The sequence below is a fragment of the Serratia myotis genome, from assembly GCF_027474885.1.
GTDB lineage: Bacteria > Pseudomonadota > Gammaproteobacteria > Enterobacterales > Enterobacteriaceae > Serratia > Serratia proteamaculans.
The window spans coordinates 3,152,483-3,165,949 of sequence record NZ_CP099707.1; the positions used below are offsets into that span (position 1 = coordinate 3,152,483).

Genomic DNA, 13,467 nt, shown 5'->3' on the forward strand with positions numbered 1-13,467 from the left:
AAAAAACTGTCGTTCAAAACAGTCTGAACGGCGGCATTAGAGGCAGTACCCTGTTAAAACGCTCATGCGGGTAACCCGAGTGAAACATCAGTGTAGTAAAATTACATTTCACTCCTGGTTTCGTTATCCGACGTTATCGCAACACCAATAATTTGCTTCACCAGTCAACGGAGTAATACATGTCCAGACGGCTCAGAAGAACCAAAATTGTTACCACCTTGGGTCCGGCTACTGACCGCGACAATAATCTGGAAAAGATCATTGCCGCCGGCGCTAACGTAGTTCGGCTTAACTTTTCCCACGGCACCGCAGAAGACCACCAGATCCGCGCTGACAAAGTGCGCGAAATTGCTGCCAAGTTGGGACGTCACGTCGCTATTCTGGGTGACCTGCAAGGGCCGAAAATTCGTGTTTCCACCTTTAAGGAAGGCAAAATCTTCCTTAACATCGGTGATAAATTCCTGCTTGATGCCAATATGTCCAAGGGCGAAGGCGATAAAGAAAAAGTCGGTATCGACTATAAAGGCCTGCCTGCCGACGTGGTGCCAGGCGACGTACTGCTGCTGGATGACGGCCGCGTACAGCTGAAGGTGCTCGAAGTTCAGGGCATGAAAGTGTTTACCGAAGTGACCGTTGGCGGCCCGCTGTCCAACAACAAAGGCATCAACAAGCTGGGTGGCGGCCTGTCCGCTGAAGCCCTGACCGAGAAAGACAAGGCCGATATTGTCACTGCGGCAAAAATCGGCGTTGACTACCTGGCAGTTTCCTTCCCGCGTACCGGCGAAGACCTGAACTACGCCCGCCGTCTGGCCCGCGATGCAGGCTGTAACGCCAAGATCGTGTCCAAGGTGGAACGTGCCGAAGCCGTCTGCAGCGACGAAGCGATGGATGACATCATCCTGGCCTCCGACGTAGTGATGGTAGCCCGTGGCGATTTGGGCGTCGAAATCGGCGATCCGGAGCTGGTCGGCATCCAGAAAAAACTGATCCGTCGCGCCCGTACGCTGAACCGCGCCGTGATTACCGCGACCCAGATGATGGAGTCGATGATCACTAACCCAATGCCGACCCGCGCCGAAGTTATGGACGTGGCGAACGCCGTGCTGGATGGGACTGACGCCGTGATGCTGTCTGCTGAAACTGCGGCAGGCCAATACCCGGCAGAAACCGTGGCGGCGATGGCACGCGTTTGTCTGGGCGCTGAGAAGATCCCAAGCATCAACGTCTCCAAACACCGTCTGGACGTGCAGTTCGACAACATTGAAGAAGCTATCGCCATGTCTTCAATGTACGCGGCTAACCATCTGAAAGGCGTGACTGCCCTGATCGCCATGACCGAGTCCGGCCGCACAGCGCTGATGATGTCACGTATCAGCTCCGGCCTGCCTATCTTCGCCATGTCACGTCATGAGCACACGCTGAACCTGACCGCGCTGTACCGTGGCGTTACGCCGGTGTACTTCGACAGCCACGAAGACGGCGTCATCGCGGCCAATGACGCGGTTAACCGCTTGCGCGACAAAGGCTTCCTGGTATCCGGCGATCTGGTGATCGTCACCCAGGGCGACGTGATGGAAACCGTAGGGACCACCAACACCAGCCGTATCCTGCGCGTCGAGTAACCCAGACTGCTGCCGGCCGTACCTCGGCCGGCATTTTTTCCCGCTCCGCCCTTCCCCCCTGTTAAACTCATTTCCAGTCGCCACTACGGCAAATGGAGAGCCATCGATGCTTCATCAACACCCACAGCAAAACCACACTGAACAAGCGCTGGATCTCGACGGCCTGGGGCTGGAGAATTTGGCAGAGGGAAGCCTGCGGGGTAACTCGCTGCTGAAAATCAGTCTGTACGACAATCGACTTCGCCAGTTCCCGATGCAAATCCTGCAGCATACCGATCTGCAGGTATTGAATATCTCCTGCAACCAGCTTAGTGAACTTCCGGTCGAAATAGGCCAACTGCGAGGGCTGGCAATGCTGGATTGCGGCCACAATAAGGCCAGCAGCGTACCGGCAAGCATCGGCGAACTGCGTGAGCTGACCTATCTTTATCTGAGCGACAACGCCTTTTGTGACCTGCCTGTCGAGCTGGGCCGGTTACACAAGCTGCGCTATCTGAACGTGACGGATAATCAGCTCAGTGAACTGCCAGCGGCCATTGTTCAACTCGGTGCCCTGCAAGAATTGCGGTTGTACAATAATCAACTTGTCAGTTTGCCAACCACTGTCGGGCAGTTGACCGCACTGCGGGAACTGCACCTGATGAAAAACCGCCTGACCACGCTACCCGATGAAATTGCCCTGTTGGCTGAGCTGGCCGTGCTGGATCTGGAAAACAATGCCATCAACCGGCTACCGGCTGCATTTTGCCACTTGCCCAGCCTGACTCACCTCAACCTGCGAACTAATCAGCTACAGCAGTTACCGGAGGATTTTGGCCAGCTAACGGCCCTGAGCACGCTTGACCTGCGCGCTAACCACCTGAGCAACCTACCGGACAGCATGACGGCATTGACGAACCTGCGACGGTTGGACCTGCGTTGGAACAACTTTGCCCAGATACCCGCCGTACTGGAGCCGCTGATGGCTCAAGGTTGCATGGTACATATCTAAGCGCAGCTAAAACAAAAGGCCAGACACCCTGAGATGACTGGCCCTTAACCCCAAGCAAAACCTCGCTTAGCGGTATAAATCATCACGCGAATAAGGTTCTATCTCACCTTCTTTACGCGTTTTCAACAGCTTAAGGATCCAGGTGTACTGCTCCGGGTTCGGCCCCACCAGATTCTCCACCTCTTCATTCATCCGACGCGCAATAGTGTGGTCATCGGCCGTAGCCAAATCATCCATCGGCGGGCGAATATAAACATCCAGCATGCTGGTCTTGCCATCATACACCGGGAACAATGGCACAATGGCCGCGCGGCAAACTTTCATCAGGCGTCCAACCGCCGGCAGCGTCGCCTTATAGGTGGCGAAGAAATCGACGAATTCACTGTGTTCAGCACCGTGATCCTGGTCGGGCAGATAATAACCCCAGTAACCCTGACGCACCGAACTGATAAACGGTTTGATGCCGTCATTGCGCGCATGCATCCGGCCACCAAATTTACGGCGCACCGTATTCCACAGATAATCGACTAACGGATTGCTCTGGTTGTGGAACATCGCCGCCATCGGCTGACCGCGAGCCGCCATCAGCATCGCCGGAACATCCACCGCCCAACCATGCGGCACCAGGAAAATCACGTTACGGCCTTCTTCACGGATTTTATCCAGCACCTCTTCACCATGCCAGCGAACCCGCTTGAGCACTTTCTCCGGTTTGGTGCAGGCCAGTTCGGCCATCAGGATCATCGATTGCGGCGCGGTGGCGAACATCTCATCAATGATGTGCTCACGCTCGTTTTCCGGCACTTCCGGCAGGCAGTACAGCAGGTTGATACGCGCGCGGCGTCGGGCACCTTTGGCCACTTTGCCGGCCAGCTTGCCAACCGCACCAAGCACCGGATCGCGCAGGCGAGCAGGCACCAATGAAATGCCGGCCATCAGCCCGGTTCCCAGCCAAACGCCCCAGTAGCGTGGGTGGTAAAAGGCTTTTTGAAATTGTGGAATGAACTCTGAGTTCGATTTTTTTTCGTTTTGCATGCACAAGCTCTTAACTTAGCGGTTCGGCTAATCATAATTGCAAAGGTCGATTTTGCAATTAACCACGGCGAAGCACCAATATAAAACAACATCGGCCCGAAATCAGGCCGATGGAATCACTGGCGCAGTAACGCGCCCGAACAAAGGGATTAATCCAACTGCAGTTGCGGAGTGACTTCCTTCACCTGCGCCAGATAATCACTGCGATCTTTACCGCTCAGCCCTTCAGAGCGTGGCAGTTTCGCCGTCAACGGGTTCACCGCCTGTTGGTTGGTCCACATTTCAAAGTGCAGATGCGGGCCGGTTGAGCGGCCGGTGTTGCCGGACAACGCGATACGGTCACCACGTTTCACCTTCTGCCCTGGCTTGACCAACAGCTTTTTCAAGTGCATATAACGCGTGGTGTATTGGCGACCATGACGGATCGCTACGTAGTTACCGGCAGCGCCGCTACGCTTGGCGATTAACACTTCACCGTCACCCACGGCCAGCACCGGGGTACCAACCGGCATCGCAAAATCGACACCTTTGTGCGGAGCAATGCGCCCGGTGACCGGATTAACCCGACGCGGGTTGAAGTTGGAAGAAATGCGGAACTGCTTCATGGTTGGGAAACGCATAAAGCCTTTCGCCAGACCGGAACCCTGACGATCGTAGAATTTACCGTCCTCGGCACGGATAGCATAGTAGTCCTTGCCGCCGGTACGCATGCGCACACCCAGTAACTGGCTCTGAGCACTCTTGCCGTCAAAGTGTTCGCGGGACATTAATACCGAGAATTGATCGCCCTTGCGCAGTTTGCGGAAATCCAACTGCCACTGCAGCGCTTTGATCACCGAATTGATTTCTGCTCGGCTCAGGCCGGCACTGCTGGCGCTGCTGACAAAGCTGCCGTTCAAACGGCCGCTGATCACGTTGTTGCGCCATTCGCCCTGCTGAGATTCCTGGGTTTCTTTGAAGTTGTTGCCAGTACGATCGTAGGTGCGGGTCTCACGCCGGGAGACTTCCCAGGTCAAACGCTGCAGATCGCCGGCATCATTCACTGTCCATGACAGCTGCTGGCCGATTTTCAGATTACGCAGATCGCGGTTTTGCGATGCCAGCAGCGTGACGTCCGACATATCGATACCATATTGGGTCAGGATACTGCCCAGGGTATCGCCAGTGGAAACCACATATTCATGCACTCCATCCTCACCGGCGACCTTCTGGTCCAGCTCATCCTGTGGGATGTCATCATCGGGGGTGGCTTGGTCGAGATCGATCGGCTCACTGGCTTCGGGCAGCAAGGACCGTAACTGACTGGATTCTAATTCAATACTCTTAACGATGGGGTTATGTTCTGGGTGATAAACAAAAGGCCGCCAGACGGCAACGGCCAATGTAACCACTGTCAGCGACCCCAGCATGACGCGATGGGGCCGTGGCAGGTTGTTATACGCCAGAGCGATAGTTTTGACTATCTGCTGCACTCGATTTTATCCTCATAATCTTTACTTCAGGCAGCTCACGTACTGGTTTGACAGCTGAGTCAGGAAGTTCCCGTAGCTGTCTTTCCCCAGTGCGATGCCGGTGCCCAGCGGGTCCAGCGTTCCAGAACGCACTTTGGTCCCCTTGGCAACCGCATTGATTACGGCTGGCCTGAATTGTGGCTCAGCAAAAACGCAGACTGCTTTCTGCTCAACCAACTGTGTTCGAATTTGGTGTAAGCGCTGTGCTCCAGGCTGGATTTCGGGATTAACGGTGAAATGGCCCAATGGGCTCAACCCGAAATGTTTCTCAAAATAGCCGTAAGCATCATGAAAAACAAAATATCCCCTACCTTGCACAGGCTTAAGCATGTTACCAACATTTTTGTCAGTTTGCGTCAGCAGATTCTCGAACTGGCGCAGGTTTGCGTCTAATTTGTCCTTATTTTGTGGCATAAGTTCCAATAACCTGTCGTGAATCGCGATCGCGGTCACTTTTGCCACCTCCGGAGACAGCCAAACGTGCATGTTATACTCGCCGTGATGGTGTCCATCGTCCCCGGCATGATCGGCATGATTATGCGCATCGGCTGCATGATCATGGTCGTGCTCATGGTCGTGTTCGTCGTCTTCACCCTTCATCAGCAGAGGTTTCACCCCACTCAATTCGCTGATGGCAAGTTGGCGGTTAGCCGACACTGAGGTTAAGGGTTTGGTCAGAAAAGCCTCCATATCCGGCCCCACCCACACCACCAGATCGGCGGCGCGCAGACGCTGGATATCGGAAGGCCGCAGCGCGAAATCGTGTGGTGATGCACCCTCCGGCAACAGCACCTCGGTCGGCGTCACGCCGTCGGCTATTGCCGCAGCGATAAAACCGACCGGGCGAATCGAGGTCACCACCGCCGCAGAAGCGCTGCTCAGGGGCCCGGCCATCATCAATGCGGTTGCCAGCAGCGTGCGCTGCAGCCATTTATTTTTCTGTGCCATTCTCAGTTATCCCGTCGTTTTCATCAGCGAGGCGTGATATTATAACATTCGGTTAGTTCTGCAAAATGTAATCATGAGATGTCCACACTGACAACGCTAAAAAATATCTCCGTCTCCTTTGGTAGCCGCAAGGTGCTGTCGAATATTTCGCTCAGCCTTCAGCCGGGCCGTATTCTGACGTTGCTCGGCCCTAATGGCGCGGGCAAATCCACGCTGGTGCGAGTGGTGCTGGGCCTGGTTGCGCCCACCGAAGGAACACTGGTGCGTGAGCCTGGCCTGCGCATTGGTTACGTGCCGCAAAAACTGCACCTCGACGCTACCCTGCCGCTTACCGTCAGCCGCTTTATGCGCCTGAAGCCCGGCGTCAAAAAGGCCGATATTCTGCCTGCGTTGAAACGCGTGCAAGCGGCCCACCTGCTCGATCAACCCATGCAAAAACTCTCCGGCGGTGAAAACCAGCGCGTATTGCTGGCCCGTGCGCTGCTGAACAAGCCACAACTGCTGGTGCTGGATGAGCCCACCCAGGGGGTAGACGTCAACGGCCAACTGGCGCTGTACGATCTGATCGACCAACTGCGTAAAGAGTTGGGCTGTGCGGTATTGATGGTGTCCCATGACCTGCACCTGGTGATGGCGAAAACCGATGAAGTGCTGTGCCTCAACCAACACATCTGCTGTTCCGGCGCACCGGAAGTGGTCTCGATGCATCCTGAATTTATCGCCATGTTCGGTAACCGCGGTGCGGAACAGCTGGCGGTCTATCGTCACCACCATAATCACCGTCACGACCTGCAAGGACGAATTGTGTTGAAGAATACCGGGGGCCGTGAGGCATGATCGAACTGTTATTACCCGGCTGGCTGGCCGGCGTGTTGTTGGCCTGTGCCGCCGGTCCGCTCGGCTCATTTGTGGTCTGGCGTCGTATGTCCTATTTCGGCGATACCCTGGCGCACGCTTCATTGTTAGGCGTGGCGTTCGGCCTGCTGCTGGACGTGAACCCCTTCTATGCGGTGATTGCCGTAACGCTGGTCCTGGCGCTGGTGTTGGTGTGGCTGGAGCGTCGCCCGCAGCTTTCCGTTGATACTCTGCTCGGCATTATGGCGCACAGCGCACTTTCATTGGGGCTGGTCGTAGTCGCGCTGATGTCCAACGTGCGGGTCGATCTGATGGCCTATCTGTTTGGTGATTTGCTGTCGGTCACCCTCACCGATATCTGGATGATTGGCATTGGGGTCACAGTCGTGCTGCTGATCCTGTGGTGGCAGTGGCGTAATCTGCTGTCGATGACCGTCAGCCCTGAGCTGGCACACGTTGACGGCGTTAATCTGGTGCGCGCGCGTACCGTGTTGATGCTGGTGACCGCCCTGACCATTGGCCTGGCGATGAAATTCGTCGGTGCGCTGATCATCACTTCACTGCTGATTATTCCGGCAGCGACCGCACGACGCTTCGCCCGTACGCCGGAACAAATGGCGAGATATGCGGTGTTGGTGGGCGTGCTGGCCGTAACCGGTGGGTTAACCTTCTCGGCCTTCTACGATACCCCGGCTGGCCCATCAGTAGTCTTAAGCGCCGCAGTGCTGTTTGTTTTGAGCTTATCCAAAAAGCAGCAAGCCTGATTTCAGAGGGCTATAGATGTACAAAGGGCCGCAACGCGGCCCTTTTTTGATGCTGACGGTTATCCAATACTTACTCTTCGCGCACCATGCCAAAGTGTTTATAGGCATGATTGGTAGCCATGCGTCCGCGCGGCGTGCGTTGGATAAAGCCTTGCTGGATCAGGAAGGGTTCGATAACGTCCTCGATAGTTTCCCGCTCCTCGCCTATCGCGGCTGCCAGGTTATCCAGACCCACCGGCCCGCCAGTGAACTTGTCGATAATCGCCAGTAGCAGCTTGCGGTCCATGTAGTCGAAACCTTCGGCATCAACGTTCAGCATATCCAGCGCCTGCATCGCCACTTCACCATTGATCACCCCATTGGCACGGACTTCGGCAAAGTCACGCACCCGACGCAGTAAGCGGTTGGCAATACGCGGAGTCCCACGTGCGCGGCGAGCCACTTGATGGGCCCCCTCTTCCGACAGATCCAGTCCCAGGCAATTGGCGCTGCGTGAAACGATATGCTGCAAATCGGCGACCTGATAAAACTCCAGACGCTGCACAATGCCAAAGCGGTCACGCAGTGGCGAGGTCAGTGAGCCGGCGCGGGTGGTGGCGCCCACCAGCGTGAACGGCGGCAAATCGAGTTTGATCGAGCGTGCGGCCGGGCCTTCGCCGATCATGATATCCAGCTGATAATCTTCCATCGCCGGATACAGCACTTCTTCTACTACCGGAGAGAGACGGTGGATTTCATCGATAAACAAAACGTCGTGAGGTTCGAGGTTGGTCAGCATCGCGGCCAGATCGCCCGCCTTTTCCAATACCGGCCCGGAAGTGGTGCGCAGGTTAACGCCCATTTCATTGGCAACGATGTTGGCCAGCGTGGTTTTACCCAACCCTGGTGGACCGAAGATCAGTAAATGGTCCAGCGCGTCGCCACGCTGCTTGGCCGCCTGAATAAAGATTTCCATCTGCTCGCGGACATGCGGCTGACCAACGTATTCTGTCAGCAGCTTCGGCCGAATGGCGCGATCAAGAAATTCTTCTTCATTGATCGGTTCGGCAGAAATCAGGCGATCGGCTTCAATCATTATCTACCCCTTATTGACGCTTACAGCGCGGCGCGTAACGCGTCACGGATCAGGGTTTCGCAATCGGCGCCCGGTTTGGCGATTTTGCTGACCATGCGGCTGGCTTCTTGCGGTTTGTAGCCCAGGGCCACCAGCGCAGAGGCCGCTTCGGCTTCCGCATCCATTTCGGCAGCTTGTGCTGCGGTGGGGAGCGTGATTTCACTGCTGTTGTTGAACAGATCGCCATTAAGCCCTTTGAAGCGGTCTTTCATTTCCACCACCAGACGCTCAGCGGTTTTCTTGCCAACCCCAGGCAATTTCACCAGCGTGGTGATCTCTTCACGCTCTACCGCACTGACAAACTGTTGCGCTGACATGCCGGACAAAATAGCCAGCGCCAGCTTTGGCCCTACGCCGTTGACTTTGATCAACTCGCGGAACAACGCACGCTCTTGTTTATCATTAAAGCCGTACAGCAGTTGTGCATCTTCGCGCACCACAAATTGGGTAAACACGATAGCCTCTTGCCCCAGTTCCGGCAGCTCATAAAAGCAGGTCATCGGCATATGCACTTCATAGCCCACGCCGTTTGCCTCCAGTAATACCAGTGGTGGCTGCTTTTCCAGAATATTTCCTCTGAGACGACCTATCATTTACCCTCCTGCAGAATTCATGAGCATGACCTGCTGCCATGCCGTGCTGGTAAAGCTTATAACATAAAAAAGGCTGGATGAATATCCAGCCCAAGTGATCACTGATTAAACCCTACTTTAAACGTCCCCGCGCCAGGCTCAATCGCCCTTCGCTCATCCGCAGCACGTTTTGGCTGAGATGGCAGTGGGTGATGGCGATGGCCAACGCATCGGCGGCGTCAGCCTGGGGATTGGCCGACAGTTTAAGCAAGGAGCGCACCATATGCTGCACCTGCGCTTTTTCCGCCGCGCCGGTACCGACCACCGTTTGCTTCACCTGGCGAGCCGCATATTCAAACACTTCCAGATCCTGGTTCACGGCAGCGACAATCGCCACGCCGCGCGCCTGCCCAAGCTTGAGCGCCGAATCCGGGTTCTTCGCCATAAACACCTGTTCGATGGCGAAAAAGTCCGGTTTAAACTGGGTGATGATTTCGCTAACGCCCGCATAAATCAGCTTCAAACGCGTCGGCATATCATCCACCACGGTGCGGATACAGCCGCTGGCAATATAGGTCAACTGGCGGCCCTGCTGGCGAATAAGGCCATAACCGGTGACGCGCGATCCGGGATCGATACCGAGAATGATCGTCATCCCTACACCCACCTTGCGTTAAGCATTAACTTCGCCAGGCGCTGCCACAAAGCAGCGCCGTACTTCAACCCGATTACAGCGTCGCTGCAACTTCGTCGGAGATCTCACCGTTGTGGTAAACCTCCTGCACATCGTCACAGTCTTCCAGCATGTCGATCAGGCGCAACAGCTTAGGCGCGGTTTCCTCATCCATATCGGCCTTGGTCGATGGGATCATGGAAACTTCTGCCGAGTCGGCGGTAAAACCGGCTGCGGTCAGCGCGTCTTTCACTTCGCCGAGGTTTTCCCAGCCGGTGAATACGTCGATCACACCGTCGTCGTAGCTGACGATATCTTCAGCACCGGCTTCCAGTGCCGCTTCCATCACCACGTCTTCATCCAGGCCCGGTGCGTAAGTGATTACGCCCTTCTTGGTGAACAGGTAAGCCACGGAGCCGTCGGTGCCGAGGTTACCGCCGCACTTGGTGAAGGCATGACGCACTTCGGCCACGGTACGGTTACGGTTGTCACTCAGGCATTCGATCATCACGGCAGTGCCGCCTGGACCGTAGCCTTCATAGATGATGGTTTCCATGTTGGAATCATCATCGCCACCCACGCCGCGCGCAATGGCACGGTTCAGGGTGTCACGCGTCATGTTGTTGGACAGCGCTTTGTCGATCGCCGCACGCAGACGCGGGTTAGCCCCCGGGTCGCCACCGCCCAGTTTCGCGGCAGTCACCAGCTCGCGAATAATTTTGGTGAAAATTTTACCGCGCTTGGAATCCTGCGCTGCTTTACGGTGCTTTGTGTTGGCCCACTTACTATGACCTGCCATAAAAAATCTCCGAAAAAAATTACTGGACTGAATTAATCACAAACTCTTCAATCGCCTGCTGATTGCTCCAGGACTTGGTCAACTTCACGGCTTGTGCCGCCTCAAGCCACTGGTAGGCGTGATGCTCGGTAATCACCGGATCGCGCTCTTCAGGCAAAGCCAGACAGAACCAGTGCTCTTTATTGCGCGTGGTTCCCGGGGCATAGCGATGTCGCAAATGGACAAAGAGTTCAAACTCCACACAGCGCTGGCAATCGAACAACGGCAGATTCTCTGCTTCGATATCGATGCCGACTTCTTCCATGACCTCACGCCGTGCGGCATGCGGCGGCGACTCATCCTCCTCCAGGCTGCCGGTCACCGACTGCCAGAATTCAGTATCATCGCGCCGCTGTAACATCAGCACCCGGCCACTGGAGATGGCATAAATCACTACCAGAATTGACTCGGGTCGCTTGTAGTTCATCACTCGCTCTCTTGTTCAGAGGCTTTCTTCACCACACAAATCCCCAACTCCTGCAACGACGCCGGGTTGGCGAAGCTCGGCGCTTCGGTCATCAGACAAGCCGCAGCGGTGGTTTTCGGGAAGGCGATGACGTCACGAATGTTGTCGGTACCGGTCAGCAGCATCACCAGACGGTCCAGGCCGAAAGCCAGGCCGGCGTGTGGTGGTGTACCGTACTTCAAGGCGTCCAACAGGAAGCCAAACTTCTCGCGCTGTTCGTGTTCGTTAATCCCAAGGATGCTGAACACCGTTTGCTGCATTTCGCTGCGGTGAATACGCACCGAACCGCCACCCACTTCGTAACCGTTGATGACCATGTCATAAGCGTTGGCAATGGCGGTGGTTGGCGCAGTTTTCAGCTCTTCCGGGCTCATGTCGCGCGGTGCGGTAAACGGATGGTGCATCGCCGCCAGACCGCCTTCGCCGTCTTCTTCGAACATCGGGAAGTCGATCACCCACAGCGGTGCCCAGCTGTCGAGTTTGGTCAGTTGCAAGTCACGACCCAGCTTCAGACGCAGCGCGCCCATCGCATCGGTCACAATCTTGAAGCTGTCGGCACCGAAGAACAGAATGTCGCCAGACTGCGCGTTGGTGCGCGCCAGGATCGCTTCCAGCACTTCCGCGCTGAGGAATTTGGCGATCGGGCTCTGTACGCCTTCCATGCCGGCGGCGCGGTCATTGACCTTCAGCCATGCCAGGCCTTTAGCGCCATAGATATTAACGAAAGCACCGTACTCGTCGATCAGCTTACGGGTCAGCTGTGCGCCGCCCGGAACGCAGATCGCGGCAACGCGGCCTTTGGCATCGTTAGCCGGGCCGGAGAACACTTTAAACTCGACGTCTTTCACCAGATCGGCAACGTCAACCAGTTCCAGCGGGTTACGCAGGTCGGGTTTGTCGGAGCCGTAACGGCGCATGGCTTCTTCGAAGGTCATGATCGGGAAATCGCCCAGATCTACCTTCTTCACGTCCAGCCACAGTTCACGCGCCAGTTTCTCCATTACTTCACGCACCTGTTCGGCAGTCATGAAGGAGGTTTCCACGTCGATCTGGGTAAATTCAGGCTGACGGTCGGCACGCAAATCTTCGTCGCGGAAGCATTTGACGACCTGATAGTAACGGTCGAAACCGGACATCATCAGCAACTGCTTGAACAGCTGTGGTGACTGCGGCAACGCGTAGAATTTGCCTTTATGTACGCGGCTCGGTACCAGGTAGTCACGAGCGCCTTCAGGCGTGGCTTTGGTCAGCATCGGCGTTTCGATGTCGAGGAAGCCATGGCTATCCATAAAGCGGCGCACGAAGCTGGTGATCTTGGCGCGGGTTTTCAGACGGTCGGCCATTTCAGGGCGACGCAGATCCAGGTAGCGATATTTCAGGCGCGCTTCTTCGCTGTTGACCTGGTTAGAGTCCAGCGGCAATGGCTCGGAGCGGTTGATGATCTCCAGAGCATGGGCGAACACTTCCACTTCGCCGGTCGCCATATCTTTATTGATCTGGCTGTCCGGACGGGCACGCACGGTGCCGACGATCTGGATGCAGAATTCATTGCGCAGGTCGTATGCCTTATCGAACGCAACCTTTTGGTCCGGATCGAAGAACACCTGCACGATGCCTTCGCGGTCGCGCATATCAATAAAGATCAGGCCGCCCAGATCGCGACGACGGTTGACCCAACCACACAAAGTGACTTCCTGGCCCACGTGAGACAGATTCAACTGCCCGCAATATTCAGTACGCATACGCTATCCTTTTGGCTTAAGCCGATGCCGCGCGGGCTTTTGGCACCTGCCACACGGCTGTTTTCTGATGAACTCTATTTATTACCCGGTTTGGCGTCTGATGCATACCAACCGGTGCCCTTTAACTGGAAACCGGTGGAAGAAATCAGCTTGGTTAACGCGGGCTGCCCACACGCCGGACAATCTGTCAGCGGCGCATCGGAAAATTTTTGCAGTTTCTCTAATCGAAGGCTGCAAGCACCACATGCATATTCATAAATCGGCATAGGTCGTTGGAGTAAAGTGTGTTGAAAAAAGGCGATCATTATAAAGGAAATTCATGCGCCAGATAAGTGC

General features: G+C 55.7%; 14 protein-coding genes. 4 read left to right on the forward strand and 10 right to left on the reverse strand.

Annotation, left to right across the window (positions count from 1 at the left end; translation table 11 throughout):
• Window positions 1-179: 179 nt before the first annotated feature.
• Entirely contained in the window at window positions 180-1,622 is a 1,443-nt protein-coding gene (gene pyk, locus NHG65_RS14920) for a pyruvate kinase (RefSeq protein WP_085117145.1), read from the forward strand.
• A 106-nt stretch (window positions 1,623-1,728) separates the two neighbouring features.
• Window positions 1,729-2,613, forward strand: coding sequence for a leucine-rich repeat domain-containing protein (locus NHG65_RS14925; RefSeq protein ID WP_207979117.1), 885 nt, complete (start codon window positions 1,729-1,731; stop codon window positions 2,611-2,613).
• 66 nt (window positions 2,614-2,679) lie between these two features.
• On the opposite strand, the gene lpxM is transcribed toward NHG65_RS14925, so the two are convergent.
• The 3 genes from lpxM to znuA all read right to left on the reverse strand — a co-directional run bounded on the left by lpxM (window position 2,680) and on the right by znuA (window position 6,107).
• A complete protein-coding gene (gene lpxM / locus NHG65_RS14930; RefSeq protein WP_012145495.1) occupies window positions 2,680-3,648 on the reverse strand; it encodes a lauroyl-Kdo(2)-lipid IV(A) myristoyltransferase in 969 nt (322 codons plus the stop codon).
• Window positions 3,649-3,797: 149 nt separating this feature from the next.
• Complete coding sequence (mepM, locus tag NHG65_RS14935) at window positions 3,798-5,120, reverse strand: murein DD-endopeptidase MepM (RefSeq protein WP_099064263.1); 1,323 nt, start codon at window positions 5,118-5,120, stop codon at window positions 3,798-3,800.
• Between the two features lie 21 nt (window positions 5,121-5,141).
• On the reverse strand, window positions 5,142-6,107 hold the full coding sequence (znuA, locus tag NHG65_RS14940) for a zinc ABC transporter substrate-binding protein ZnuA (protein WP_207979115.1): 966 nt from the start codon (window positions 6,105-6,107) through the stop codon (window positions 5,142-5,144).
• 78 nt (window positions 6,108-6,185) lie between these two features.
• Here znuA and znuC point away from each other — a divergent pair, with 78 nt between their 5' ends.
• Together znuC and znuB are read left to right on the forward strand one after the other, a co-directional pair.
• Window positions 6,186-6,944 carry a zinc ABC transporter ATP-binding protein ZnuC gene (gene znuC / locus NHG65_RS14945; RefSeq protein WP_112348397.1) on the forward strand — a complete coding sequence of 253 codons (759 nt, stop codon included), beginning with the start codon at window positions 6,186-6,188 and terminating at the stop codon, window positions 6,942-6,944.
• Window positions 6,941-7,726, forward strand: a complete 786-nt coding sequence (znuB, locus tag NHG65_RS14950; RefSeq protein ID WP_207979113.1) for a zinc ABC transporter permease subunit ZnuB — start codon at window positions 6,941-6,943, stop codon at window positions 7,724-7,726. The genes znuC and znuB overlap by 4 nt, the downstream gene beginning before the upstream one ends.
• Before the next feature lie 70 nt (window positions 7,727-7,796).
• Here the strand turns inward: znuB and ruvB are convergent, their stop codons facing one another.
• The 7 genes from ruvB to NHG65_RS14985 form a co-directional block, all read right to left on the reverse strand.
• Entirely contained in the window at window positions 7,797-8,801 is a 1,005-nt protein-coding gene (gene ruvB, locus NHG65_RS14955; protein ID WP_099064267.1) for a Holliday junction branch migration DNA helicase RuvB, read from the reverse strand.
• A gap of 20 nt (window positions 8,802-8,821) precedes the next feature.
• Window positions 8,822-9,433 carry a Holliday junction branch migration protein RuvA gene (ruvA, locus tag NHG65_RS14960; protein WP_099064268.1) on the reverse strand — a complete coding sequence of 204 codons (612 nt, stop codon included), beginning with the start codon at window positions 9,431-9,433 and terminating at the stop codon, window positions 8,822-8,824.
• Window positions 9,434-9,545: 112 nt separating this feature from the next.
• Window positions 9,546-10,067, reverse strand: coding sequence for a crossover junction endodeoxyribonuclease RuvC (ruvC, locus tag NHG65_RS14965; RefSeq protein WP_085117154.1), 522 nt, complete (start codon window positions 10,065-10,067; stop codon window positions 9,546-9,548).
• A gap of 73 nt (window positions 10,068-10,140) precedes the next feature.
• A complete protein-coding gene (locus NHG65_RS14970; RefSeq protein WP_099064269.1) occupies window positions 10,141-10,884 on the reverse strand; it encodes a YebC/PmpR family DNA-binding transcriptional regulator in 744 nt (247 codons plus the stop codon).
• A gap of 19 nt (window positions 10,885-10,903) precedes the next feature.
• Complete coding sequence (gene nudB, locus NHG65_RS14975) at window positions 10,904-11,350, reverse strand: dihydroneopterin triphosphate diphosphatase (protein WP_099064270.1); 447 nt, start codon at window positions 11,348-11,350, stop codon at window positions 10,904-10,906.
• Window positions 11,350-13,131, reverse strand: coding sequence for an aspartate--tRNA ligase (aspS, locus tag NHG65_RS14980; protein ID WP_099064271.1), 1,782 nt, complete (start codon window positions 13,129-13,131; stop codon window positions 11,350-11,352). Before aspS ends, nudB begins: the two co-directional genes overlap by 1 nt.
• A 74-nt stretch (window positions 13,132-13,205) precedes the next feature.
• A complete protein-coding gene (locus NHG65_RS14985; RefSeq protein ID WP_332871787.1) occupies window positions 13,206-13,436 on the reverse strand; it encodes an FmdB family zinc ribbon protein in 231 nt (76 codons plus the stop codon).
• Window positions 13,437-13,467 lie beyond the last annotated feature (31 nt).